Origin of the sequence: Thalassotalea psychrophila, assembly GCF_031583595.1 — a bacterium.
In the GTDB taxonomy this organism is placed as follows: domain Bacteria; phylum Pseudomonadota; class Gammaproteobacteria; order Enterobacterales; family Alteromonadaceae; genus Thalassotalea_A; species Thalassotalea_A psychrophila.
The window spans coordinates 2,986,647-3,013,115 of record NZ_CP134145.1 but is presented as its reverse complement, the minus strand read 5'-3'; the positions used below and the strand labels follow the sequence as shown (position 1 = coordinate 3,013,115).

General features: G+C 37.7%; 19 protein-coding genes. 18 read left to right on the top strand and 1 reads right to left on the bottom strand.

What is annotated here, in order from left to right:
* Window positions 1-38: 38 nt before the first annotated feature.
* The 7 genes from RGQ13_RS12295 to RGQ13_RS12265 all read left to right on the top strand — a co-directional run bounded on the left by RGQ13_RS12295 (window position 39) and on the right by RGQ13_RS12265 (window position 11,539).
* A complete protein-coding gene (locus RGQ13_RS12295) occupies window positions 39-1,130 on the top strand; it encodes a tyrosine-type recombinase/integrase (RefSeq protein ID WP_348390046.1) in 1,092 nt (363 codons plus the stop codon).
* Between the two features lie 65 nt (window positions 1,131-1,195).
* Window positions 1,196-2,737 carry a hypothetical protein gene (locus tag RGQ13_RS12290; RefSeq protein WP_348390045.1) on the top strand — a complete coding sequence of 514 codons (1,542 nt, stop codon included), beginning with the start codon at window positions 1,196-1,198 and terminating at the stop codon, window positions 2,735-2,737.
* Between the two features lie 523 nt (window positions 2,738-3,260).
* Window positions 3,261-4,604: a sensor histidine kinase gene (locus tag RGQ13_RS12285; protein ID WP_348390044.1), complete on the top strand. Its 1,344-nt coding sequence runs from the start codon at window positions 3,261-3,263 to the stop codon at window positions 4,602-4,604.
* 28 nt (window positions 4,605-4,632) lie between these two features.
* Window positions 4,633-5,307: a response regulator gene (locus RGQ13_RS12280; RefSeq protein WP_348390043.1), complete on the top strand. Its 675-nt coding sequence runs from the start codon at window positions 4,633-4,635 to the stop codon at window positions 5,305-5,307.
* A 127-nt stretch (window positions 5,308-5,434) separates the two neighbouring features.
* On the top strand, window positions 5,435-5,710 hold the full coding sequence (locus RGQ13_RS12275) for a histidine kinase dimerization/phospho-acceptor domain-containing protein (protein WP_348390042.1): 276 nt from the start codon (window positions 5,435-5,437) through the stop codon (window positions 5,708-5,710).
* Between the two features lie 188 nt (window positions 5,711-5,898).
* Window positions 5,899-8,517, top strand: coding sequence for a hypothetical protein (locus RGQ13_RS12270; RefSeq protein WP_348390041.1), 2,619 nt, complete (start codon window positions 5,899-5,901; stop codon window positions 8,515-8,517).
* Between the two features lie 310 nt (window positions 8,518-8,827).
* Window positions 8,828-11,539 carry an immunoglobulin-like domain-containing protein gene (locus RGQ13_RS12265; RefSeq protein ID WP_348390040.1) on the top strand — a complete coding sequence of 904 codons (2,712 nt, stop codon included), beginning with the start codon at window positions 8,828-8,830 and terminating at the stop codon, window positions 11,537-11,539.
* Between the two features lie 290 nt (window positions 11,540-11,829).
* Here the strand turns inward: RGQ13_RS12265 and RGQ13_RS12260 are convergent, their stop codons facing one another.
* Window positions 11,830-12,054, bottom strand: a complete 225-nt coding sequence (locus tag RGQ13_RS12260; protein WP_348390039.1) for a thioredoxin domain-containing protein — start codon at window positions 12,052-12,054, stop codon at window positions 11,830-11,832.
* Between the two features lie 245 nt (window positions 12,055-12,299).
* Here RGQ13_RS12260 and RGQ13_RS12255 point away from each other — a divergent pair, with 245 nt between their 5' ends.
* The 11 genes from RGQ13_RS12255 to pnp all read left to right on the top strand — a co-directional run bounded on the left by RGQ13_RS12255 (window position 12,300) and on the right by pnp (window position 26,463).
* The gene (locus RGQ13_RS12255) at window positions 12,300-12,788 is read left to right on the top strand and encodes a DUF3015 domain-containing protein (RefSeq protein ID WP_348390038.1); all 489 of its coding nucleotides are present in this window, start codon (window positions 12,300-12,302) and stop codon (window positions 12,786-12,788) included.
* Window positions 12,789-12,909: 121 nt separating this feature from the next.
* The gene (locus RGQ13_RS12250; RefSeq protein ID WP_348390037.1) at window positions 12,910-14,775 is read left to right on the top strand and encodes an Lnb N-terminal periplasmic domain-containing protein; all 1,866 of its coding nucleotides are present in this window, start codon (window positions 12,910-12,912) and stop codon (window positions 14,773-14,775) included.
* Window positions 14,762-15,625 carry an alpha/beta hydrolase gene (locus RGQ13_RS12245; RefSeq protein WP_348390036.1) on the top strand — a complete coding sequence of 288 codons (864 nt, stop codon included), beginning with the start codon at window positions 14,762-14,764 and terminating at the stop codon, window positions 15,623-15,625. The genes RGQ13_RS12250 and RGQ13_RS12245 overlap by 14 nt, the downstream gene beginning before the upstream one ends.
* Before the next feature lie 374 nt (window positions 15,626-15,999).
* Window positions 16,000-16,455, top strand: coding sequence for a ribosome maturation factor RimP (gene rimP, locus RGQ13_RS12240; RefSeq protein WP_348390035.1), 456 nt, complete (start codon window positions 16,000-16,002; stop codon window positions 16,453-16,455).
* 49 nt (window positions 16,456-16,504) lie between these two features.
* Window positions 16,505-17,998: a transcription termination factor NusA gene (gene nusA, locus RGQ13_RS12235; RefSeq protein ID WP_348390034.1), complete on the top strand. Its 1,494-nt coding sequence runs from the start codon at window positions 16,505-16,507 to the stop codon at window positions 17,996-17,998.
* Window positions 17,999-18,021: 23 nt separating this feature from the next.
* Entirely contained in the window at window positions 18,022-20,670 is a 2,649-nt protein-coding gene (gene infB / locus RGQ13_RS12230) for a translation initiation factor IF-2 (protein WP_348390033.1), read from the top strand.
* Window positions 20,671-20,820: 150 nt separating this feature from the next.
* Window positions 20,821-21,237 (top strand): 30S ribosome-binding factor RbfA, encoded by a 417-nt coding sequence (gene rbfA / locus RGQ13_RS12225; RefSeq protein ID WP_348390032.1) that lies wholly within the window; start codon window positions 20,821-20,823, stop codon window positions 21,235-21,237.
* A 3-nt stretch (window positions 21,238-21,240) separates the two neighbouring features.
* On the top strand, window positions 21,241-22,182 hold the full coding sequence (truB, locus tag RGQ13_RS12220; RefSeq protein WP_348390031.1) for a tRNA pseudouridine(55) synthase TruB: 942 nt from the start codon (window positions 21,241-21,243) through the stop codon (window positions 22,180-22,182).
* A gap of 170 nt (window positions 22,183-22,352) precedes the next feature.
* Entirely contained in the window at window positions 22,353-23,681 is a 1,329-nt protein-coding gene (locus RGQ13_RS12215; protein WP_348390030.1) for a transporter substrate-binding domain-containing diguanylate cyclase, read from the top strand.
* A gap of 139 nt (window positions 23,682-23,820) precedes the next feature.
* On the top strand, window positions 23,821-24,090 hold the full coding sequence (gene rpsO, locus RGQ13_RS12210) for a 30S ribosomal protein S15 (RefSeq protein WP_348390029.1): 270 nt from the start codon (window positions 23,821-23,823) through the stop codon (window positions 24,088-24,090).
* Window positions 24,091-24,342: 252 nt separating this feature from the next.
* Window positions 24,343-26,463 (top strand): polyribonucleotide nucleotidyltransferase, encoded by a 2,121-nt coding sequence (gene pnp / locus RGQ13_RS12205; RefSeq protein WP_348390028.1) that lies wholly within the window; start codon window positions 24,343-24,345, stop codon window positions 26,461-26,463.
* The last annotated feature ends 6 nt before the right edge of the window (window positions 26,464-26,469 follow it).

Sequence of the window (26,469 nt, the reverse complement as noted above, 5' to 3'; positions counted from 1 at the left end):
CCTTCCTGAATTGTACTTTAAATAGACAAGGTGAAATGATGAAAACACACAACCCAAACAATGTAAGAATTAGCCATAAGTATTGTATTTTTTTAAAAGAGGCGAAACGTCAAAATGTAGCTTCAATTGATGGTGTGGTAAAAGCTATAAATAGACTTGAGCAGTACACTAAATATAAAGATTTTAAACAATTTCATTACCAACAAGCGGTAGGCTTTAAAAATAACCTCATTAAGCAAAAAAATGAATTTACGGGAAAACCATTAAGCAAGGCAACCTTAAATACAACACTGCGACATTTGAAGAACTTCTTTCAATGGCTAGCGTTACAACCTGGTTATAAATCACAGATTAATTACAGTGATATGGAATACTTTAATTTATCTGAAAAAGATGCTCGTATCGCCAATGCTAAACGAAAAAAGCCAGTACCAAGCATAGAGCAAATTACTCATGTACTTGAAAACATGCCAGCACGTACTGATATTGAAAAACGAAATAGGGCGGTTATAGCACTTACTTTATTAACCGGTGCAAGAGATAGTGCAATAGCTTCATTAAAAATAAAACACGTGAGCATAGCCGAGGGTAGTATTTATCAAGACGCAAGAGAAGTTAACACCAAGTACAGCAAAACGTTTACTACGTATTTTTTTCCCGTAGGCGAATTACCGTTAACTATTTTAAAAGAATGGATTGAGTATTTAACCAATGAGTTATTATTCAGTGCAGACGATCCTCTTTTTCCAAAAACCAAAATTGAAAATAATAAAAACCGTAAATTTGAAGCTACAGGTTTATTGCGCGAACATTGGAAAACAGCTGACCCGATACGAAAAATATTCAAACAAGCTTTTCAACATGTTGATTTGCCAAATTATAATCCTCATAGTTTTCGTAATACTTTGGTAAGGTTAGGAGAGAACATTTGCCGAACACCTGAACAGTTTAAAGCATGGAGTCAGAACTTAGGGCATGAAGGGGTTCTAACAACTTTTAATAGCTATGGTGATGTTCCTGATTATCGACAAGCTGAATTGATTAAAAATCTAAGTATGCCTAAAGTAGATCAAAGCTGCGAAGTGCAGGCTGCAATTGAAGCAACAATTAAAAAAATGATGGATAAATAATTGAATTCATTTAATATCTTGAAAAGGTTTTTTTAATATATGGATTAATTGAAATGGGTCAGTGCTTGATTGATAGTTGTAACTTAGAAGGAGCTTATGATGATAAATGTGCATTACATTGTATTAAGGGAAAATATCAAGACGATAAAATCAGTGGTGTTTTAGATGATTTTTATATTATCCTTATTCAATATCTCTTTGCTGATTTTCAAAGTAATTATCGTAGTTCAGGTGTGAGTTTTGATCAGTTTAGAGAGTATTTAGCCGGACAAGATAATGAAATAATAGAAAATAGACTAGAAAATTCAATAACTATTATTAATGGGGTATTTTTTCCTGAATATAGCGTTCAAGATTCTTCTCATTTTTTGCATCTATTAAATAGACTTAAGAGAGTTCAATTTGGAAAATGTGATTTTACAACACAACAGGTTGATCTAAAGAATATTAGAGTTCAATTTTTTGAATGTTTGTTTCATGAAGAATACACCATTTCAAATCATGCTGAACTTTTAGAGGGTGAATCAGATGTGCTTTACCAAAACTGTGAGTTTTTGAGTGATGTTGTATTTATTAAAACTGCTTTTGATAAGCCGAGAGCCATTTATCGTAGCCCTATTTTTGGGGATTGTAAGTTTAGGAGGCCCATTCATATTGAAAAGGTACAAATAGAAAGTCAAATCTTCATAGACTATGACCATCCTCGAAAGCCTATAGTCAAAGTATTGGCGTTGTATATAAAAGATAGCGTTATTAATGTTAATTTTAAATTCAATCAGTACTCATTGAGTTCACTATTGATTGAAGATTCCATCTTTAAAAAGAAAGTAGAGTTAAAACATAATATTATTAGAGAAACAAGAATAACGAATACTAATTTTGAAGGTTTGTTTGATGCGTATGAGAGCTCCTACACTTTATTTAAAGCCTCAAAAAGTATTTTTGATGATTTCACAGGGTTTGAAAAGTGCATCTTTGGAGATCAAAAAGATAAAACTATTGCTAAGGTTGAATTTGAATATGTAACCTTTATGAGCTTTACAAATTTTAGAAAAGCAACCTTTTTTAATGGACTTTCTCTTGAGCATACCAACCTAAAAGAGTCTCCTAACTTCTTAAATGCTGTAATCGGTGATGAAAATACTGATCGTGAAACATATCGAATAATTAAACATTCATTTGATAAAATAGGCAATCAGATTGAGGCAAATAAATACTATTCACATGAAATGCGTAAATATAAAGAAGAGTTAAAAGCTTTTAAAGTTGAATCTAGTGAATGGTTTATTTTATGGTTCAATGAAAAAGTATCTAACTTTGGCTCAAGTATAGGGAGGCCTTTTTCTTTGTTGTTAGCTTGTGCGTTCATTTATTATCTATTAGTTTTGGGTTATGAAAGTAATTTGCTTTACAAATATTTAAGTAATAACAACATTGCTTTTATTGAGAAACTATCATCTCAGTTGAATAAATTCGCTAGCGGTATACCGCCTTATGGGCGATTTTTAAAAGAAGGTATGGAGTTTGTTACGCTATTATTTCATTTGTTTTTTCTAATATTTACCTGGCATTTTATTGTGGCAGTAAAAAGGTGCGCTAAGCGATAAGTAATCTATTCGAAGTATCGTTTAAATTCTGAATATGTAAACATTCGCTGACGATGATCAATGACTACAAAATGCAGATGACTTTTTTTTTTAGTAGTACTATAAGTAGTACTGGTTTGAATTGTAACTTGTTAAATATTTATTTAACAGTGCGTTAGCTCTTTAAGTCGAGTCTCTCCATAGCACCAAAATTATAAAACCTGCTTTTAAGCAGGTTTTTTTATGTCTGTAACTTGCCTAAACAGTGTGATATTCAAGATATTGTTACTTCTTTTACTTTCTGTATCTAATAGCAAGTTGAACAAATATATGCCCATTTCTAATGGTTAAAACGTATAACTACTTACTAAATTTTTTGCAGTTGTTTTTAAGCAAATGCGTATAATTATTATTTATCTTCTACCCTGTTGTTTTATCTCGATAAAGTAATGATAATGACTGTAACTGAAAAGAAGTTGTACTTAAGCCTGCTGCTATTTATTTTAATAAAACATACAAGACAGGTAAAAGGGAAAGAGTTTTTATGGATGCAATATTTTTTATCGAGCTTACCCTACTTATAACTAGTTCGACCTTGGCTATTATATTTTATACCGCTTGGCGCACAATGGGGAAACAAAAGTACTCATTGATTTGGACTATTACTTTTTTAGTCATAGTATTACAACGTATTTTCAATCTTAATAAAGTCTCTTTTGATTCACATACCCTATATTGGATGATCGTATGTAGTCTATCTGTTCTATCTGTTGTTTTAGGTACCTGGGGTCATATTCTTCGTAGTCAAACTAAGTTCAACCTTAATTATTTATTTGGTAGTTGCTTCATTGCCATATTAATGACTTTTTATTTCACTAAAATTGAGCATCATGTAGGCTTAAGCATGTCAATTTATGTATTTTATAATTCAGTTATTTTATTTTTATGTGGGATGATTATTTTAAAACAACCCAAAAAGACCATGCCCGCTGAAATGGGAGCCTCTGCCTCCTATATATTACTGGCTTTAATGCAAGCATTAGCAGGTACTCTTGCTTTAATGCAAGGTGAAAACAATCATGAAAGTTTAAAAGAAATGTACATTATGGTGAATTTTGTTACTTTACCAGCAGCCTTTATTGCCATGGGCTTATTTGTAGTATTTATGTTGTCTTCAGATCTTTCAGAAAAACTTAGCCAGCTGATGGCTCAAAAAAACAGCATGCTGGCCAATGTAACCCACGACTTACGCACGCCATTAGCAAATATCAAAATGCAACTTGAAGCACTAGAAGATGGTGCGTTAGAGCATAGTGAAAAGTCCTATAATTCATTGCAAAACAAACTTGGAAACCTTAACCATATGGTCGGTGATCTCTATCAGCTTTCGCTGGTTGAATCGGGGTCATTGGTACTCAATAAGCAAGATATTATAATTAATTCTTTAATGAGAGAGTCAATAGAGTCATTTCAGCCGTTAGCCAGTAAAGCGCAGCTTTCTATTAATTATATTGATAGCACAGAAGAAAAAGTCACCGTCAATGCTGATGCGGGGCGACTATTTCAAACATTTAATAATTTGCTCAAAAATTCAATACGTTATACCGACCCGCATGGAAAGATTAATGTTTCAATGTCCGCTGACAATGATGATGTGACAATCGTTTTCGAGGACACTTCTCCAGGGGTTCTCGATAAAGATTTAGAGCATTTATTTGATCGTTTATATCGAGCGGAAAATAGCAAAAACCTTGCTAAGAGTGGTTCAGGGTTAGGCCTTTATATTGTAAACTCTATTATCACAGCCCATGGCGGTACAGTTAGTGCGGGGCATTCTAATTTGGGCGGTTTGAGCGTTATTGTTAAACTGCCGAAAGTAACCTTTTAGTGATCGGCTTTTTGGATAATCGTAAATAATGAATAAGCAAACGGTGGTCGTTGTAGAAGATGATAGTGAAATTGCTGAAATAGTTATCATGTATCTACAAGCCGCAAATTTTCTAACCCAATGGTTTGCTGATGGCAAAGAGGTTGTGCAATGGGTTCAAGAAAATGAACCCGCACTGATTTTATTGGACTTAGATCTTCCGACTAAAAGCGGTGTCGATGTTTGTAAGGAAGTCAGAGGTTTTTCTGATATTCCTATTATTATGACTACCGCAAAAGTTGAAGAGGTCGATCGCCTGGTAGGGCTTGAACTAGGTGCAGATGACTATGTTTGTAAGCCATATAGTGTTAAAGAGTTAATCGCCCGGGTAAAAGCTAACTTGCGGCGAGTGACAAAACAACCATTTATACCTGAAGGTTTACAGGTTAATTCAGAAGATTTTACCGTCAGTTATAAGCATGAAAAAATTCAGTTAACCGCTTTAGAATTTACTTTACTTAACCTACTTTACTCGAATGCCAACCGTATATATTCCCGTGCTCTCATTATGGACCTAGTCTATCAAGATTATCGAGATGTGAACGACCGAACCGTAGATAGCCACATTCGAAATCTACGCAAAAAATTGAAAGAACTTCCCCTAGAACATGACTTAATCCGCTCTATTTATGGGGCTGGATATAAATTCGAACCCATCGTTTAATTAGGGGCTGTTGATCTTGCAACATACCCTAAAGACTTTTTATTAAACCTGCATATTTCCTGCATATTTCCTTGCTTTAATATTTACTATCTTTTAATTCAATGCGTTATTTTAAACATTAACTTTCATGCAAAAAAATAAGACACGGGCAAGTAGTAGTCAAAGCACTCAGGTGAATAAAAAGGAGAAATCCTCTAAAAACAATGAGCAATTTGAGTTAGCGAAAATTCAGTTTCTTAATAAAGTAGCTCACGAATTACGCACCCCCTTATCTGTTATAAAAATGCAAATAGAAGCAATAGAAGACGGGATGTATGAAAATAACGATCGGGCGTTTCAGCAGCTTAGGGAAAAGTTTGCAGAGTTTGAACGTTTAATGGATAAAATGACTAAAGCTAAATAGATATGTTAAGGAAGATAAATGAAGTCTTTCGATGATTCTATTCACTATCCCTACAAACAGGGATGAGTTGATTTTATCCTGCCTTTGATCAAACGCCTGCATAATTCCTGCACATTTTACTGCTTTAATATTTCATACCTCCAATACCGCTTGTATAAGAAAAATAATTTAATTTCTGGAACTATTTTATGATTAATTGCTTGAGAGCTAAATTCATCGCCTATCTTTCGATACTTTTCCTTACTGCTTGTGGTGGGGGGAGTGGTTCAGATTCAACCGATAAAACCGTTCAACCGCCTACTGTTTCAAAACCTTCGATTACTTTGTCATCCTCGACGAACGATGTTTATAAATCAACAGAATTTACCCTTACTTGGTCTTCAATAGATGCAACATCCTGTACTGCCAGCGGTGATTGGTCTGGCATTAAGTCAACGTCAGGTGCTGAGACTTTAAGCGAAGCAATGACAGGTGAAAAAAATTATATTCTAGACTGCTCTGGCTCTGGCGGAAGTACTTCAAAAAGTGTTGATGTAATAGTAATAAGCCCTTTGCCAACCGTAACAGTAGAATCTTCGGTTTATTCAGCATTAACAGGCGATACTTACACCCTTACTTGGTCTTCAACAGATGCAACTTCTTGTACTGCTAGTGGTGATTGGTCTGGCATTAAAGCCGCATCAGGTACCGAGTCTTTTACCGATGCAATGGCGGGTGAGAAAAAATATACTCTAGAGTGCTCAGGCTCTGGCGGAAATGCTTCAGAAAGTGTTGAAGTGGTGTTAACAATTCCACCTCTATCAGTAACCGTAGAGTCTTCCACAGAATCAGCTCCTGCTGGAGTGACATACTTTTTAATTTGGTCTTCGACAGAGGTTATATCTTGTACTGCTAGTGGTGATTGGAGTGGCACTAAAGCAACATCTGGTACGGCATCAATCAGTGAGCCAACCCTTGGTGAAAGAACTTATAACTTAACTTGCCAAGGAGAGCGGGGAGAGGCTACAGGCTCAGTTGATGTAAATGTTTCTACCTATTCAATTGATGCTTACCATGGTAGCAAAGTTCCTTCTTCAACACCTGAGGCCCCTGAGAATGTTGAATATTTTGAGTCGACAACTTCAGTTGTCGGGCAATTAGAAGGCTTAGGTCACGAACCTACTGAAGAGCAGGGGGCGGGGAAATTTGTTTTTAATCGTGTATATCATGCTTTCAAACATGGTTTAGAAAATGGGCAACAATTTGGCATATTTGGCTCGTGGTTACATTCTTATGACAACAATTCTATTGAAGGTGGCTTATGGGTTAATCCAAAAACTTCTGGCGCCCATTATTATCCAACCCTTCACTTAGCAGGCATTGGCGATACTTATTACGCGTGTAATGACGTTAGTATGGGAGGCGGCCTTTACGATGTTGTGTTAGGCGACAAATGGTTAACGCTACTGCAAATTTCAAACAAAGTGTTAACAGTACCAGGAATGAATATTGGTTTTGATAAAGAACAATCGCCATATCATGATGACAATGGTATTTGGATTGGCTCAGGTTGGTCTTATCTTAATTTAGACCACCCTCGGGACTTTAAATTTTGGCTGAGTTTTATTGAGTCTTACGACTACCAAGGACCAATCAATGGCTATATACCAGAACATTTTAATTGGATAGACCCCGAGAAAATTGCTGAAGGCAGTTATGCCTGGCGAAGAAATGAAGCCGGGGACCAGTTTGGTACGTTTGCAACCATGGGCTCAAAACCTAATTTTGGTAATGGCAATGAAAGAATAGGCTTGTCTGCACTGGCACTAGGGAATGATACTTATTACGTTCCTGTTGCTAATTTACCTAACCATAAAGAGCGCGAGTATTTACTTGCTTATCCACAGAGTATTAAACAAACGACCATGGAAGATTATTCCATTGCGCTAAAGCAAGGTTCATTAACCAACACCTTAATACCGACCGTAGCGAAGGATTTCTCTTCTATTTACAAAAGTACCCATAATCAGTTAAAGCTAGTTGAGGAAATTAATGGTGAAGAGCATTTCCATATGATTGAGCCTTCATATGAAGTTGGCTATGAAAACTCCTTAGGCTTTGTTGACTGGGATTTTTCAGATGCAGCTATTGAGGCAAAACAACGAAGCGAAAATGGCTACCTATATGTTAGAAAACTCTCTGATAAATGGGAAGTTGAAGATTATGCTGGTGATGAATACAAAAATCACCCCCATAGCTATAAGACAGAGATTGTGGAGTCGCCAGACAATATTGTAAGAGCGCCAAAAGTAAGCCATAAGTTTAACAACTATAAAGAGCGCGATACCAGTCATCCGGACTTTAAAAACTGGGATGTAACGGGCAAAAAACGCTACCAAACAGTGCTGCAAAATGGCGCCATAGCTACCTACGTGTGGTTTAAGTTTAATGAACAACCCGCGATGAAAACTGCACAGCAAAATTTTCCAGATACTTATACCGATGAGTATTTAGATGAACTTCAATCTTATATTGAGCAACTGCATGTGAGCGTTAATGGCAGTTCTACTAAAAACCCAGAAAATCCAGTGGTCATAAACTACAGCGACATTGGTGATTCCGACAATAAATCATTTCACCTAGCAAAAATAGATCCTGCACAATTAGTACAACCAGAGGAAAAATACCAAGTAGGGTATGTACCGGTAATTATCAGTGTTTATCATCCAGAAGAATACAGTAGTAATGGCTTAGGACTGGTTAATGAACCCTATGGCGTATGTACAAATGATGAATGGACAGATACTTATTTTCCAGATATTGATTAACTTAAAGCCATCAGAGTCAATTAGAGACTTTCGTTAGGGACACAGCATCGAGAAAAAACAGTCCATTTAACTGTCTGCTATTCACGACACCCTATATGCACTTGGTATTAACAATGCGGCTGATGTTGATTCATCAACCGCATTTTATGGCCCAATCAGAATTGGAATGGTGCTGGATACTAGCCTTAACTAATCGTTTTAATTAAGGTTTTATTGAAACTGCATATTTCCTGCATATTTCCTTGCTTTAATATTTATATCCCTCGAATACAGTTTGTATAAAAATTATAAGCAAAATCTGGAGTTATTTATGCCTTATGGCTTGAGAACTAAATTCATCGTATCTTTATTCCTATTGTCTCTGACTGCCTGTGGTGGTGATAGCAGTGGAAACGAGGATAGTAAAAACAAGAACAGTGGAACTACCACGGATACGACAGCCCCTTTAATCACGCTAGTTGGTGATAACCCTATGATTGTTGCTCACGGAGCGAGTTTCAATGATCCAGGGGCGACGGTAACTGATAATGTCGATACGGGCTTAAGCGCTATTGTTACTGGAACAGTAGATTCTTTAGACGTTGCAGATTACACCCTTACTTATAATGTCACAGATGCTGCAGGAAATGCGGCAGAAGCGATTACACGTACTGTGTCCGTTGTTGATATGACAGCACCTGTTATTTCTCTTATTGGCGATAATGCTACATTAGTGGCTCAGGGCGAAACCTTTACTGACCTTGGGGTGACGGTCACAGATAATGTCGATACCGGTTTAACTGCTGTCGTTACTGGTACTATAGATACCTTGACTGTTGGCGACTACATTCTAACTTATTCGGTCTCTGATACCTCAGGCAACTCGGCAAAGACTTTAACACGTACCGTGACTGTCGCTGATATGACTGCACCTGAGATCACGCTAATTGGCGATGATTCTATTACTCACCCCTTTGGTGATAACTTTGTCGATCCAGGTAGTAGGGTATTTGATAATGTTGATATTGGCTTAACCGCGACAGTAACTGGTAATGTTAATACCACAGTGGCAGGAGATTATTTACTGACCTATGAGGTTTCTGATAGCGCTGGCAATGTCGCTGTTTCTAGCACGCGTACAGTGAGTGTTTCGCCTGCTATCTTTAAGCTTGCTGCAGGCTTATATGATACCTGTGCTTATACTGGAGATGATAGAAAACTACGTTGTTTTGGCTATAACGATGGTGCTCATGGTAATGGCTTACTTGAAGAAATTGGCGAAAGCTTTGGTGAAGCGAAGCAACGTTTTGAGGTTTGTAAAAGTAGTACTGAACAGGTGATCACTTTTGTCGTTTCTGATGATCCGTTAAGCCCGTGTGGCGACTATTATGCTCCTAAAATCGTTGAATGGTTTGAGCAAGGAAATGATACAGCCCTCGGTAGCGATACATATTGCCCGAGCAAACATGATCAAATAATAACAACCACTAAAGTAGAAGAGTCAGAAAATTGTAATGAGGGTGCTTACGCCTTTTATTGGGGCGAAGATAGCAATGATGATAGCGACTTAAGCACAAATGAAATGGGCGCTGCGCTACTACCTGCAATATTGCCCAATAGTGAATTACTCGCATTTGATGTCGCAGATAGCTTTGGCTGCGGAATCTTTGCTGACCAGACAACGCGCTGTTGGGGAAGTAATAATAATGGCCAATTGGGTAAAGGCGCCCCTGGAGATGTGTTGACTGAAGGTGAATTAGGCGACGCTTTAATACCTGTGGACTTTGGCGATGGCCTATATGCAACCGAGATACACCTAGCAGACTCATCAAGTGCCTGTGCACTATTAAATAATGGGCGCATCAAATGTTGGGGAAATCATAATGCAACCTCCCTTGGTTTTGCTACCGACACCGATATTGGTTTAACAGCAGAGAGTATGGGGAATAATTTATTACCTATAGATTTAGGCACTAATCCGGATACGTTAGAACCTTACAAAGCAACGACTATGGCATTTAATTCTCGCAATGGCTGTGCGGTACTAGATAATGGTGGCGTGAAATGTTGGGGCGCAAATAATTATGGCGGTTTAGGCTTGGGTGAGGGAGAGCGATATCCTGAACAGGTTTTTGGTGATGATGACGGTGAAATGGGCGACAACTTAGGTTTTGTTTTATTAGGCGATTTTCATGCGATAGCCGTGGCGACTGGTTATCATTTTCAATGTGCCTTATCTAATGATAATCGGATAAAGTGCTGGGGCCAAAATATTGATGGTCAATTAGGTATAAGTGATACTGAATCTAGAGGTAATGGCCATGAAGATGCCTATGCGCGTAGTGTGTATATTGCCAATGAATCGGTATATGACATCAAATCATTAAATACTGGTAACGATGGCTTAACCCTTTGTCCAACATCACTGGCTAATAAAGGCTTTCAGTTAGCATATGGCCAAGATGATGGTGCTCCCTCAGGTATTGCCGATAATGGCATCCTAGAAGATGGCGAAATAATCACAACTGAGCTCGTCTGTGATACCGATGAACTTATCGCCTATGTGGAACAAGACTTAAGTTACGAGGGCAATAGTAGAATAAAAATGGCCTACGGATTATACGGTAATGACTATGCCGAAATGGGCAATGGCTTACCAACTGTTGATTTAGGCGTTAATGAAGAGGTTATTAAGCTAGCCGCTAATTATTATAATGCTTGTGCGTTAGTAAATATCGGCAAAGTAAAGTGCTGGGGTTATTCTAAAACAGGTGGAGCTGACAGTGCTTTTAATATCGGTGATGCGCCAGAACGATCTGTTGCCCTAGCAGATTACATTGATTTTGGAACCATAGATAAAGTGGTCGATATTACTATGGGCGGTTATCAAAGTTGTGTCATCTTTGAAAGCGGTGGCGTTAAATGTTGGGGATACAACGAATATGGTGAAATGGGTCAGCCTGCATTTGAAAGTGATTATTTAGGTGATGGTTTACCTAACCCAGAAATGGGCGTTAACTTGCCTTATGTAGATTTACGATAAAGACAACAATTTATAGCATTAATATATGTCAGCTAGTACTTGAGAATGTCAGGAAACAGTAAGTGATTCACAAAGCAAAGCAGAAATGTTTAGCAATAGACAGAAAATAATTAACTTATTACTTAAGTTAATTATTTGCACGGCGAGCGGCGTCATTTCTGCGTCATCTGATGATTTCTCAAAATTCAGCTAGCTAAGCTACCAATATAATATTAAAACTTGTTAGTGTGACTCATCTAGATGACTCGCTTTTACAGTCTATAAAATACCTTTGAAACTGTTTTAATACATTAATTACCAAAATAATCTTGTAATTCATTTATGGTTGGTTGATGTCGAAATACAAGTTTGCCGTCTACAAATATATTTGGGGAATGTTTGATGTTGTATTCATTAACGAGTTCGGGGTGAGACTCAACATAATCAATATGATAATCGACTCCAACATTTTGTAACTCGCATTCGAGGTTGGGAATACAAAAATCAGTTTGGGTAACTAAAAGTTGAACGTCCATAAAATCTCCTTAAATATATGTTAATTCTTTAAGTATAGTGTCCCAATTTTATTCTGTGTAAATGCATCAAATTTAATGAGTTTGATAATCAATAAATGTTATTGATTTTAAGTTATTTTTTACACAAATTGAAAATTTGTACTACAGTTAATTTAACTGCTTACCGGAAAGTAGTTTTTATGATGAGAATCATATGCTTGTAAAGTAAAAACTTAACGACAACCCAAAGTTAACAGGGAATAATTATGAAAAAGATTTTAATTTCAGCAGTACTTTTAACCGCCTCTTCTTCAGCAATGGCCGTCGCTCCTGGTGGTGCGAATTGTGGTTGGGGTAATATGTTATTTGAAGGTCAATCAGGTACTGCACCACATATTGTCGCTTCATTTACAAACGGTTCAACGTTTAACAATACATTTGGTATGACTTTTGGTACTAACGGTTGTTCTACTCAAGGTACATTAACGTACGGTGGTAAAGAGATGATCGACGTTAGTTTGATCATGGATGAGTTTACCGAAGATGTTGCTCGTGGTGATGGTGAAGCAATTACCGCTGTTGCTGTATCAATAGGTGTTGAAGAGCAAGACCGTGCAAACTTTAAACGTTCAATGCATGATAACTTCGATAAAATGTTTCCGTCTGAAGACGTAACTACAGAGCATGTTGTACAAACAATGTTCGAAGTTATGGAAAGTGATGAGCAACTTGCCAAGTATACTGTTGCAGAATAATTATTTATAAACATTGAAAGGGGCTGATTGCAAAATTAGTCCCTTTTATTTTTCCACAAAAAATGTATAAATAACTGATACAGGTTTTTTAACAAAAATAATAAAAGTAGTAATTAGTTATATGCGCAACCCATTAATTATTTTGGCTTTTTTATCGTGCTCTATTTTCCAATCGCATGCTGAAATAAATCAATTAAGTCCCAAATCAAAATATCAGCTAAATAACGAGCAACGTCAACTTGCTTTTGATGATTACTGGTTAACCCTACTTTACTATCAAAAGAGTGATTACACTGATTCATATGAAAGCTTTGTTGATGATGACAGGTTTTTCTTTGCAACTGATGGTAAATTTAATCCTGTTACCGAATTACAGGCCAATATTGATACCTTTATCGAAAAACCGGAATTTCAATGTACTTTCCCAGCGAGAACAAAGTGGTTAGTTAAGCATTTGCCAAATATTGCTGCGCAATTTCCACAAGTTGAGTGTAGTAAATATAATGAATGGCGTGAAAAGCTTAATACTGAATCTGTTGTTTTAGTATATGCCGCAAGTCAGCTTAATAGTCCATCATCTATGTATGGCCATACGTTTATTCGCTTTGACCCTTATGATGTTGAAAAGCACTCTACTTATTTGTCACATGCAATAAATTTTGGCGCGAGTGTGCCTGAAAATGCCAGTAACTTTAGTTATGCATTAAGAGGCTTGGCTGGAGGTTATCCAGGTAGGTTCGCAACTAACCCATATTTTGAAAAAATTAAAGAATACAATCGCGCTGAAAACCGAGATTTATGGGAATACAAACTAAACTTAACGGCTGATGAAGTCGATAGAATGCTCACCCATGTATGGGAGCTGCAGGGTATAAACTTTGATTACTATTTTTTCGATGAAAACTGTTCATTCCGTTTGTTAGAGTTAATTGACGTTGCCAAGCCCGGTAGCAAACTCGTTAAACAATTTCCTGGTGTAACCATTCCAATAGACACCGTGAGAGCTGTAAGAGATGCAAGCTTAATAAGTGAGGTGCATTATCGACCATCTATTAGAACTGATCTAGAAAATCAACTGGATAGTCTGCCTAAAGAGCATAGAGCTTTAGCAATACATTTATCTAATGATATTAATGTTAGAGAGTCAGATGAATTTACTCAGTTAGCTAGAGAAGAGAAACAAGCGATTGTACATGCTGCTTATCGGCTAATTCGCTTTTTACACAATAAAGATGAACGCTCTAAAGCTGTGGCTTCGCGTAGTTTTCAATTGTTGAAAATGATCCGTAAAGAATCAGACATCAAATCTGTAAAACCAAAGCGGCCTCTTAGACCTGATTTAGGCCATGATACAACCATGTATTCGATACAGCTGGGTGAAAGTAATGAACATGCATTTGCAGACTTTACATACAGGGCAAGTTATCACGATTTAATTGATAATATTCCTGGGTATGGCAACGGTATGTCGTTGAATATGGGCGAGATTGTATTAAGAGCGAGTGAAGATACAATTCAACTGCAAAAAGCTGAATTTATTGATATTACATCGCTTTCTGTTCGAAATGATTTTATGACTCCTATGTCATGGATGGCCAACGTTGGCGCACAGCGACAATGGACTCATGGTGATGATAAATTAGTTGCGAGAGTTAGCGGTGGCGCAGGGGTAAGTTATGAACCGGTTAAGTTTGATCGGGTGTTTCTTATGCTTACTGGCCGATTGGAATATAATCAGGGCTTAGAGAATAATTTTTCTGTGGCTCCAGGTGTTACTACCGGTTATTTACGAACTTGGCAAAACAGTAAGTCGATACTTTCTGTTTCTCATTACGAGTTTATTGATGATCAAAGTAGAACTGTTTATAACTTTGAGCATAACTGGTCATTATCGAAGAATCATTCGTTGCGACTGCATGCGAAGCGAAGTGTTAATGATGATGTAGATTATGACGAATTTGGAGTTTCATGGCGTGGCTTCTTCTAAGAGTTTAAAATACATATTACTAGTGACGACCCTTTTTATATCTGGTTGCCAAGGATTATTGTTTTATCCAAGTAAGGAAATGGTACGAACACCTGCAGATGTAGACTTAACTTATGACGATATTTATTTAGAGTCGCTTGATGGCACAAAGCTCAACGGTTGGTTTTTAATGGTAGAAAAAGATGTAGAAATAAAAGGTACTGTTTATTTCCTTCATGGCAATGCGCAAAATATTTCGCATCATTTAGCATCCGTTTATTGGCTGCCTGAACAGGGCTATCAAGTATTTTTGCTTGATTATAGAGGTTACGGTAATTCTGCAGGCACGCCATTACTTAGCGACGTGTTAACCGATATAAATTCCGGCTTTGAATATATTTCTAACCACCCGAAAACACAGAATAAACCGTTATACTTATTAGGGCAAAGCCTAGGGGCATCTATGTCAGGGTATTTAGTTGGCAGTCAACCACAAATGCGTGACAAATTAAGTGCTGTTATATTAGATGCAGCTTTTAGTTCTTACGCCGATGCTAGCCAACATGTTGCCAGTCAAAGTTGGATCACTTGGTTGTTTCAATATCCTGTTGCTTGGTCTATGCCAGATAATTACGATTTAATTGATGTAGTTGATAAAATATCACCGACCCCGTTATTAATTATCCATGGTAAACAAGATAACATTATTTCATATCAGCATTCGCAAGTATTGTTAGCCAAGGCAAAACAACCAAAAGCGTTATTAAGTTATAATGGTGGTCATATTGCTACATTTAACGATGTTGGTAATCAACAACTGCTTGTTGATTTCATGCAGCGCTATAAAAAAATAAATATTTCTAGCAATTAAATTGAACTTTTCAGTACTTAACTTCGTTTTGTCGCAGCTTTATATTGCCAATTCCCTTTATCGGTTATATACTTTGCACAGCTTTGACGTGGAATGGTTTTTTCCCCTACAACTCTAAGGTTAAATTCCCTAAGTTTCACGTGCCTGTATTAGATAAATCACGGTAGATACCTACCCATTTCTATTACTTGTACACAAAGGGTTGTAATTTTAAGCCCCGCGTGAATAGGGGCTTTTTTGTATCTGCCGTTTAGTCTTTCGTTTAAGAAGTCGATTATAAGCTGCAATTACAAATTCGCTTTTAAAATGTAGTATCAACAAGGTTGGTACTGATACTGGGCTATATGCCCATTTTTTGTTTTTGGAGAAAATGATTGAGTAATTTTGAACAAAAATTAACTGAGATGTTACGTCCGGCTGTTGAAATAGCAGGCTTGGAATTATTAGGCTTAGAATTTATTAGTGCTGGTAATAATTCAGTTTTACGTTTGTATATCGATCATGAAAACGGTATTGATGTTGACAATTGCGCCGAAGCTTCACGCCAAGTGAGCGCCATTTTAGATGTTGAAGACCCAATAAGTAGCGAATATAACTTGGAAGTTTCATCTCCAGGTGTTGACCGTCCATTATTTACTACAGCTCATTACGAGCAAGTAATTGGAGAAACGGTAGAAGTTAAACTTGGCATGCCTCTAAATGGCCGTCGCAAGTTTAAAGGAATATTAGAAGCCATTGAAGGCGACAATTTAATTGTTGTTGTTGATGGCCAAGATTATGAATTACCTGTGTCAAATATTGACAAAGGCAACTTAATCGCAAAGTTTTAAAATATTAAGAATTAGTAGTAATAAAGAATATTAAGAGAGGCTAAGTAGAATGAGTAAGGAAATATTACTGGTTGTAGATGCTGTTTCAAATGAAAAAGCATTATCCCGTGAAAGCATTTTTGAGGCGATGGAAACAGCCTTAGAAACAGCAACCAAGAAAAAATACGAAGGCGAAATTTTAGTTCGCGTTGAAATTGACCGTGAAACAGGTGAGTTTGATACTTTCCGTCGTTGGGAAGTAATTGCTGATGATGTAGAAATGGAAAACCCTTACGCACAAATGGGTTTAGCTGCTGCACAATATGATGATGAGACTCTAGACCTTGGTGGTTTTGTTGAAGATCAAATTGAGTCAGTTAAATTTGACCGTATAACTACGCAAACGGCTAAACAAGTAATTGTTCAAAAAATTAGAGAAGCAGAACGCGCTAAAGTAATTGCTGAATACGAAGACCAAGTTGGTGAAATCATCACTGGTGTAGTTAAAAAAGCAAGTCGTGAAAGTGTAATTCTAGATTTAGGTAATAATGCTGAAGCGGTAATCTTCCGTGATGAAATGCTTCCTCGTGAAGTGTTCCGTCCAGGTGATCGTGTTCGTGGTTTATTATTCGAAATTAAACCTGAAGCACGTGGCGCACAATTATTTGTTAGTCGCGCTAACCCTGAAATGTTAATTGAGTTATTCCGCGTTGAAGTACCAGAAATTGGTGAAGAAATGTTGGAAATAAAAGGCGCAGCTCGTGATCCTGGTTCACGCGCGAAAATTTCTGTTAAATCTAACGACCGTCGTATAGACCCAGTTGGTGCTTGTGTTGGTATGCGTGGTTCACGTGTGCAAGCCGTATCTGGTGAGTTAGGTGGTGAGCGTGTTGATATCGTATTATATGACGACAACTCAGCTCAATATGTTATCAATGCTATGGCTCCGGCTGAAGTTGCATCAATTATTGTTGATGAAGATAACAACACAATGGATATCGCTGTAGAAGAGGGCAACCTTGCTATGGCAATTGGTAAAAGTGGTCAAAACATTCGTTTAGCTAGCCAGTTAACTGGTTGGGAATTAAACGTAATGACTGTTGAAGACATGAAAGCCAAGCATGAAGCTGAAAATGACAAAGTACTTAACTTATTTACTGAAAAGTTAGACTTGGATGAAGACTTTGCCACTATGTTAGTTGACGAAGGTTTCACTTCATTAGAAGAAATTGCTTACGTTCCAGTAGGTGAATTATTAGAAATTGATGGTCTTGACGAAGATACAGTTGAAGAGTTACGTGAGCGCGCTAAAGCAGCGATTACGACAGCTGCCTTAGCTTCAGAAGAATCACTAGAAGACGCAGAACCTGCTGCTGATCTATTAGCTCTTGAAGGTATGGAAAAACACTTAGCATTTGTTTTAGCAAGTCGTGGTGTTATTACCCTTGAAGACTTAGCCGAACAAGGCGTTGACGAGATTGCCGACATTGAAGAGCTTGATGAAGCTAAAGCTGGCGAATTAATTATGGCTGCACGTAACATATGCTGGTTTAACGAAGAATAAGCCCTAGCAGGAGATAGAATTTAATGACAGATGTAACAATAAAACAACTTGCTAGTGAAATTGGCACCGACGAAGCACGTCTTGTAAGCCAATTAGCTGATGCTGGTATTAAAAAATCAACAGGTGATAAGGTAACCGATCAAGAAAAAGAAACGTTACTTGAGCACTTGAAAAAATCACATGGTGATACGTCAGATGCAGAGCCTACTCGCATGACGTTAAACCGTAAAACTAAATCAACACTTTCAATTGGCTCAGGCTCTAAAGCTAAGCAAGTGCAAGTGGAAGTTCGTAAAAAGCGTACTTACGTAAAAGCTAGCGATATAGAGCTTAAAGCGCAAGCCGAAGCCGAAGCAAAAGCAGCAGCAGAAGCTGCGGAACAAGCTAAAGTTGAAGCAGAAGCTGCCGCTAAAGTGGCTGCAGAAGCAAAAGCTAAGTTAGATGCAGAAAATAAAGCGAAAGCTGCTGCTAAAGCAGAAGCTGATGCCATTGCTAAAGAAAAAGCTAAAGCGGCTAAAGCTGCTGAGCCTGCACCAGCTCCTAAAGTTGAAAACGAAGAAGAAAAGAAAATTCGTTTAGCACAAGAGCGTGAGTTAGCAGCTAAAGCTGAAGAAGAAGCTCTGAAATCTGCTGAAGCGGCTAAAAAACTTGCTGAAGAAAACGAAGCTCGTTGGAAAGAGCAGGAAGCTGAGCGTAAGAAGAAAGAAAAAGAAGTTGTTCATGTAACATCGTCTGTTTACGCACAAGAAGCTGAAGATAAAGTTGACCAACAAGATGAGTCTAGTGGCCGTCGTCGCAAGAAGAAAAAAGCGGCTCCTGCACGTGGCGGACGTGGTGGTAAAGGTGGCAGAAAAGGCAAAATGTCTTTAAATGCTCCAACATCTTTACAGCACGGTTTCACTAAACCTGCAAAAGCAGTTGAACGTGAAATCCGTATTGGTGAAACAATTTCTGTTGCCGAACTTGCCGATAAAATGGCAGTTAAAGGCGCAGAAGTAGTTAAAGTAATGTTCAAAATGGGTGCTATGGCAACCATTAACCAAGTAATTGACCAAGAAACAGCATCGTTAGTTGTAGAAGAAATGGGTCATAACGTTGTACTAGTAAATGAAAATGCACTTGAAGACGCAGTACTTGAAGACCGAGGACATGTTGGTGATTCAATTACTCGTGCTCCGGTAGTTACTATCATGGGTCACGTAGATCATGGTAAAACATCATTACTAGATCACATCCGTAAAGCAAAAGTTGCTGACGGCGAAGCTGGTGGTATTACTCAACACATTGGTGCTTATCACGTAGAAACTGGTCACGGTATGATCACATTCTTAGATACACCAGGCCATGCCGCGTTTACTGCAATGCGTTCTCGTGGTGCAAAAGCTACAGATATCGTAATTATCGTAGTTGCTGCAGATGATGGTGTAATGCCACAAACGGTTGAAGCAATTCAGCATGCTAAAGCATCTGATGCGCCTATCATTATCGCTGTAAACAAAATGGATAAAGAAGGAATCGATGTTGAACGTGTTCGTAGTGAATTATCACAACACGACGTACTTTCTGAAGAGTGGGGCGGTGACGTTCAATTCTGTCCAGTATCAGCGAAAACAGGTTTAGGTATTGATGAATTACTCGATGCAATATTACTACAAGCGGAAGTTCTAGAGCTTACTGCTGTTGTTGATAAAATGGCAACTGGTGTTGTGGTTGAATCTAAACTTGATAAAGGCCGTGGCCCAGTTGCTACTGTTCTTGTTCAAGAAGGTACTTTGAACCAAGGCGATATCGTACTATGTGGTTTAGAATATGGCCGTGTTCGTGCAATGCGCGATGAAAACGGCAAAACCATCACTACTGCTGGTCCAGCAATTCCTGTTGAGATCTTAGGTCTTTCAGGTGTGCCACAATCAGGTGATGAAGCAACAGTTGTTAAAGATGAGAAGAAAGCACGTGAAGTTGCGTTATTCCGTCAAGGCAAGTTCCGTGATGTGAAACTTGCTCGTCAACAAAAAGCGAAGCTTGAAAACATGTTTGCTAGCATGGAAGAAGGCGATGTTTCTGAAGTGAACGTAGTTATTAAGTCTGACGTTCAAGGTTCACTTGAAGCGATTTCTGATTCATTAATTAAGTTATCTACTGACGAAGTTAAAGTTAAGATCGTTGGCTCTGGTGTTGGTGGTATCACTGAAACAGATGCATCACTTGCTGCGGCATCTAACGCCATCGTGGTTGGCTTTAACGTTCGTGCTGATGCTTCAGCACGCAAAGTAATAGAGTCTGAAAACTTAGACTTGCGTTACTACAGCGTTATCTATGCATTGATTGATGAAGTTAAAGCAGCAATGAGCGGTATGCTTGCTCCTGAGTTTAAACAAGAAATCATTGGTCTTGCACAAGTACGTGACGTATTTAAATCACCAAAAATTGGTTCTATCGCTGGTTGTATGGTTACTGAAGGTACCATCAAACGTAGCGCACCAATTCGTGTATTACGTGAAAACGTAGTAATTTACGAAGGTGAGCTAGAGTCTTTACGTCGCTTTAAAGATGACGTACAAGAAGTTCGTAACGGTACTGAGTGTGGTATCGGTGTTAAGAACTATAATGATGTTAGAGTTGGTGACCAAATCGAAGTATTCGAAACGGTTCAAATCGAACGAACATTATAATACCAACGAACCTAATAATGATTTTTGTGTAGTTGGTAAATACCTGCGGTATTTGCCAACTACTCAGTTGACCATTTATTAGGCCCATTGATATTAATTATTTAATAATAAAGTGGGGGCTTAGCCCCTATTTTTGTTTCTGGAGTCAAAATGGCTAGAGAATATGCTCGTACTGATCGAGTTGGACAACAAATCCAAAAAGAAATTGCTTTTATCTTACAGCGTGAAATCAAAGATCCACGTTTAGGCATGCTGACAGTTTCAGCGGTTGAAGTTACCCGCGACTTGGCTTATGCCAAAGTATTTGTAACTTTTTTTAATGATGATCAATCAAAAGTGAAAGAGTCACTGGCCATATTAAACGATGCGGCTGGTTTTATTCGTTCATTATTAGCAAAAACATTACGTGCTCGTATTATGCCGCACCTTAGATTTGAATATGACAAATCATTGGTTGAAGGTGTACGCATGACTAACATTGTTAATCAAGTTATCGCTGAAGATGAGCGAAAGGCACAATCAACTGATGAACAAGACGAATCATCAACTGATAAGCAGGAAGATTAATTAATGGCCAAACGCAGAAAAGGTCGTCAAATAGACGGCGTTTTGTTACTTGATAAGCCTTATGAAATGTCTTCAAATTCTGCACTGCAGGCCACTAAACGAATATTCTTTGCTAATAAAGCAGGTCATACCGGTGCGTTAGATCCATTAGCCACTGGCATGCTACCTATTTGTTTTGGCGAAGGTACTAAGTTTTCTCAGTTTCTTTTAGATATTGATAAAACTTATATCGTTACTGCTAAGCTTGGTATTCGTACTACTACTAGTGATGCCGATGGTGAAGTTGTTGCTGAAAAGCCCGTTAATGTTACGGATGCTGAGTTATTACCTGCGTTAGAGTCATTTCGTGGTGACACAAAGCAAGTGCCATCAATGTATTCAGCGTTAAAACATAAAGGCCAACCTTTATATAAATACGCCCGTGAAGGCATTACCATTGAACGTGAAGCCCGAGATATTACTGTCTTTCGCCTAGACTTACTGCGCTTTGAAGGCGATGAAGTTGATTTGGAAATTCATGTATCAAAAGGCACATACATACGCACTATTGTTGACGATTTAGGTGAACTATTAGGCTGCGGTGCTCATGTAAGTATGCTGCGCCGTACTGCTGTTGGTAATTACCCAATAGATAAAATGGTCACAATGGAGCATTTAGATACGATTTTAGCTGATGCTAAAGCGCAGGACATAAGCCCGTATGACGCTTTAGACTCGTTATTATTACCTATGGACTCTGCAGTTTATATTTTAGACTCGGTTACCATTGATGCTGAATCGGCGCGTTTCTTACGTTTTGGTAATCCAGTATCAATAAATTCTGCACCGGCAACAGATACGTTATTAAAAGTATATATTGGCGAAGAACAAGAGTTTATAGGTGTAGGTATTATCAATGATGATGGAATGTTAGCACCTAAGCGCATAGTAGTTGATCATCAATAATTAGTATTAAGTGATAGGAGGTAATTAAATTTTCTTTGATTACTGACTATTACTTAACCTACTTAATTGTTACATTCCCAATACATTTATCCTCTATATTCAACTTGATACATTCTGTATATTGAACATTGTTCCAATTTTATTACTTGTTCGTTATGTTAAAATACTTAATGTTTTTATCACTTTTTTCTCTCTCTTTAGGCTTGCATGCACAGCCGACGGTAGATTCGTACGAAGCGATTATCAACGATAATTGGGCGCCACTTAACATGAGTGATCCGCAAGGAAACCTAGTTGGCATTAAGTTAGATTATCTTGAGCTGATGTTTTCTAAGGCAAACCTCGAATATCATCTCGTCAAAACCGATAATTGGCGTCAAGTCTTAACTAAATTAAATAATAATGAATCTGACTTTTCTTTGGGCGGAGCAAGTACTGATGATAGTGAATTTAAAAACTTAAACTATTCGAAAGAAATAACTTCATTTCCATTAGCTTTGGCAGTTAATACCAACTCTCCTTTTGTTTCAGATTTTTCCTTTCTCGCTGGAAAAAAAATTGCGATTGGTGAGAACAAGAGTGCTCGTGATTTTATTGAGCGAAATTACCCGTTAATTAAAATTGTTAAGGTAAGGGATACCTATCATGCATTAGAGTTACTCTCTTATGGGGAGATTGATGGTGCAATTGATATATTACCGGTATTAAGCACAAAAATAGTTAGCGATGGTTATTCAAACATTAAAATTGGCGGCATATCGTCAAATAAAATTAATATTAGAGTTGTACTTAGCGATAAGGCAAAGCATTTATTACCTGAAATAAATAAAGCTATCGATGGTATCAGTAAAATTGAACATCAAAAGTTGCTAAAAAAATGGCTTTATAATGCTCCTCCAGAAAAAAAGAATAAGTACCTTGTGATGGCTGTTATAGTCTGCTTGTGCATATTAACCTTAATCATTATTTACTTAGTGATATTGAAGTTTATCCATAGAAACTTAAAAATAGCCGCATTCACAGATCCGTTAACAAATGCTTTTAACAGGCAATATTCTAAAAAATTCATTGCCAAACAGAAGAAACTAAAAAAGTACAAAGGGCAACAGTGTGCTTTGCTGTTTATTGATATTGATGATTTTAAGAAAGTAAATGATCACTTTGGCCATGATATTGGAGACAAACTGTTGATAGAGTTTGTCGAGTTCTTGAAAGCCAGCTTGAGAAATACTGATGTAGTTATCCGTTGGGGCGGGGAAGAGTTTTTAATTATTCTTCCAAATACATGCGTGACAGGTATAAAAAAAGTTGCTGAAAAATTACAGCAACAAATTTTAAATAATCATTTTGATACGGTTGGAGAAGTAAGTGTGAGTGGTTCGTACTTAGTTTTAAGTGATTCACTTGGTTTAAATGAACAATATAAACTTTTGGATAACAGCCTATATCAGGTTAAAAAAACGGGTAAACGCAGGATTGTTGAAAGTAAAGTATTCTAAATTGGAAGCAATGTTTGCCTCATCCCTATAAAACGCTTGCTATCTGTAGTTATATTGTTAGAATACGCGCTCTTTTGTCGCCTAGCTGAATTAGTGTTTGGCCTGGCGGGATTTTAAACTTAAACACTAAGGATACATTATGTCTTTAAATGCTACTGAAAAAGCTGCAATCGTTGCAGAATACGCACAACAAGAAGGTGACACTGGTTCTCCTGAAGTACAAGTTGCTTTGTTAACTACACAAATCAACCATTTACAAGGTCACTTCAAAGAGCACATCCATGATCACCATTCACGTCGTGGTTTATTACGCATGGTTTCTCAACGTCGTAAATTACTAGACTACCTTAAGCGTAAAAATGCAGATCGTTACACAGCTGTAATCGCTAAATTAGGTTTACGTCGTTAAGACTGAATCAAATTTAAAAAAAAAAGAGCCTTATGGCTCTTTTTTTTGCTTTAAATTTTGATTTTTCAATAAAAATTTACAAACTACAAGCACTTACCTTATCGATCCCAATACAACTATTGGTATATGACTTGGTATTACATTTAACTACATGTAAATACTAGTATTCCCGCTGTAATTGCGTATAATTAGTCGCGAAATTATAGATGAAATAAAATAGGGCATGGGTCCTATAAAATAAAGGAAAAAACAGTGACTCCAATTACTAAAACATTTGAGTACGGACAGCACACAGTAACACTAGAAACAGGTGTTATCGCTCGTCAAGCAACAGCAGCCGTAATGGCAAGCATGGATGATACATGCGTATTAGTATCTGTAGTAGGTAAAAAAGAAGCCAAAGTAGGCCAAGACTTTTTTCCATTAACAGTTAACTACCAAGAAAAAACATATGCCGCAGGTAAAATACCTGGTGGTTTCTTCAAGCGTGAAGGCCGTCCTTCAGAAGAAGAAACATTAATATGTCGACTAATTGACCGTCCTATTCGCCCATTGTTCCCTGACGCTTTCACTAACGAAGTTCAAGTAATTATTACTGTTGTTTCAGCTAACCCTGAAATTAATCCAGACATTATCTCATTGTTAGGTACTTCTGCTGCATTAGCTATTTCTGGTATGCCATTTAGTGGTCCAGTTGGCGCTGCACGTGTTGGTTACTTAAACGATGCTTACATTTTAAACCCGCTTCAATCTGAACTTGCAGAAAGTAAGTTAGATCTTGTTGTTGCTGGTACTGAAGCTGCTGTATTAATGGTTGAATCAGAAGCTGACGTTCTTTCAGAAGAAGTTATGCTTGGCGCTGTAGTTTATGGCCATGAGCAATCTCAAACTGCAATTAATGCTATTAAAGAATTTGCTGCTGAAGTAAACACTCCTTCATGGGAATGGGAAGCACCAGCGAAAAACGAAGAGCTAACAGCTAAAATTGCTGAACTTGCAACAGAGCAAGTAAACGAAGCATACCAAATTACTGAAAAAGCTGAACGTTACGAAAAAGTTTCTGTAATTAGAAACTCAGTTGTTGAGCAACTTCTTAGCGATGATGCTGAACTTAACGTTCAAGAAGCTAAAGACTTATTCCATGACTTAGAAAAAACAGTTGTTCGTGGTCGTATTACTCAAGGTCACCCTCGTATTGATGGTCGTGATCCTGAAATGATCCGTGCATTAGACGTTATGACTGGTGTTCTTCCTCGTACTCATGGTTCAGCTGTGTTTACACGTGGTGAAACTCAAGCATTAGTTGCTGCTACTCTTGGTACACAACGTGACGCACAACGTATTGAAACAATTTTAGGTGAAAAAACTGACACCTTTATGTTGCATTACAACTTCCCTCCATACAGTGTAGGTGAAACTGGTTTTGTTGGTTCTCCAAAGCGTCGTGAAATTGGTCACGGTCGTTTAGCTAAACGCGGTATGTTAGCTGTTATGCCAACTATTGAAGAATTCCCGTATTCAATACGTGTTGTTTCTGAAATTACTGAATCAAATGGCTCGTCTTCAATGGCTTCTGTTTGTGGTACTTCATTAGCACTTATGGATGCTGGTGTTCCAATTAAAGCTTCTGTTGCCGGTATTGCAATGGGTCTAGTTAAAGAAGGTGACAGCCACGTTGTTCTTTCTGACATCTTAGGTGATGAAGATCACTTAGGCGACATGGACTTTAAAGTTGCGGGTACTAAAGACGGTATCACTGCTTTACAAATGGATATCAAAATTGAAGGTATCACTAAAGATATTATGCAAACTGCACTTGTACAAGCAAAGGGCGCACGTATTCATATCTTAGGTACAATGGATGCAGCGATTAACTCTGCTCGTGATGATATCTCTCAATTTGCTCCTCGTATCCATACGATGAAAGTTAGCCAAGATAAAATCCGTGACATCATTGGTAAAGGCGGCGCAACAATTCGTCAACTTACTGAAGAAACTGGTACTACGATTGAAATCGAAGATGACGGTACTGTTAAAATTGCAGCTACATCAGGCGAACAAGCTGAAGATGCAATCAATCGCATTAAAGCATTAACGGCTGAAATCGAAGTTGGTACTGTTTACACTGGTAAAGTTGTACGTATCGTTGATTTTGGTGCGTTCGTAAATGTATTACCTGGTAAAGATGGTTTAGTTCACATTTCACAAATTGCTGAAGAGCGTGTGAACAACGTGTCTGATTTCTTAACTGAAGGTCAAGAAGTTGTTGTTAAAGTTCTTGAAGTTGACCGTCAAGGCCGTGTACGTCTAAGCATGAAAGAAGCGGTTGAAAAACCAGCTGAATCAACTGGCGAAGCACCTGCTGCTGAGTAATTAAAG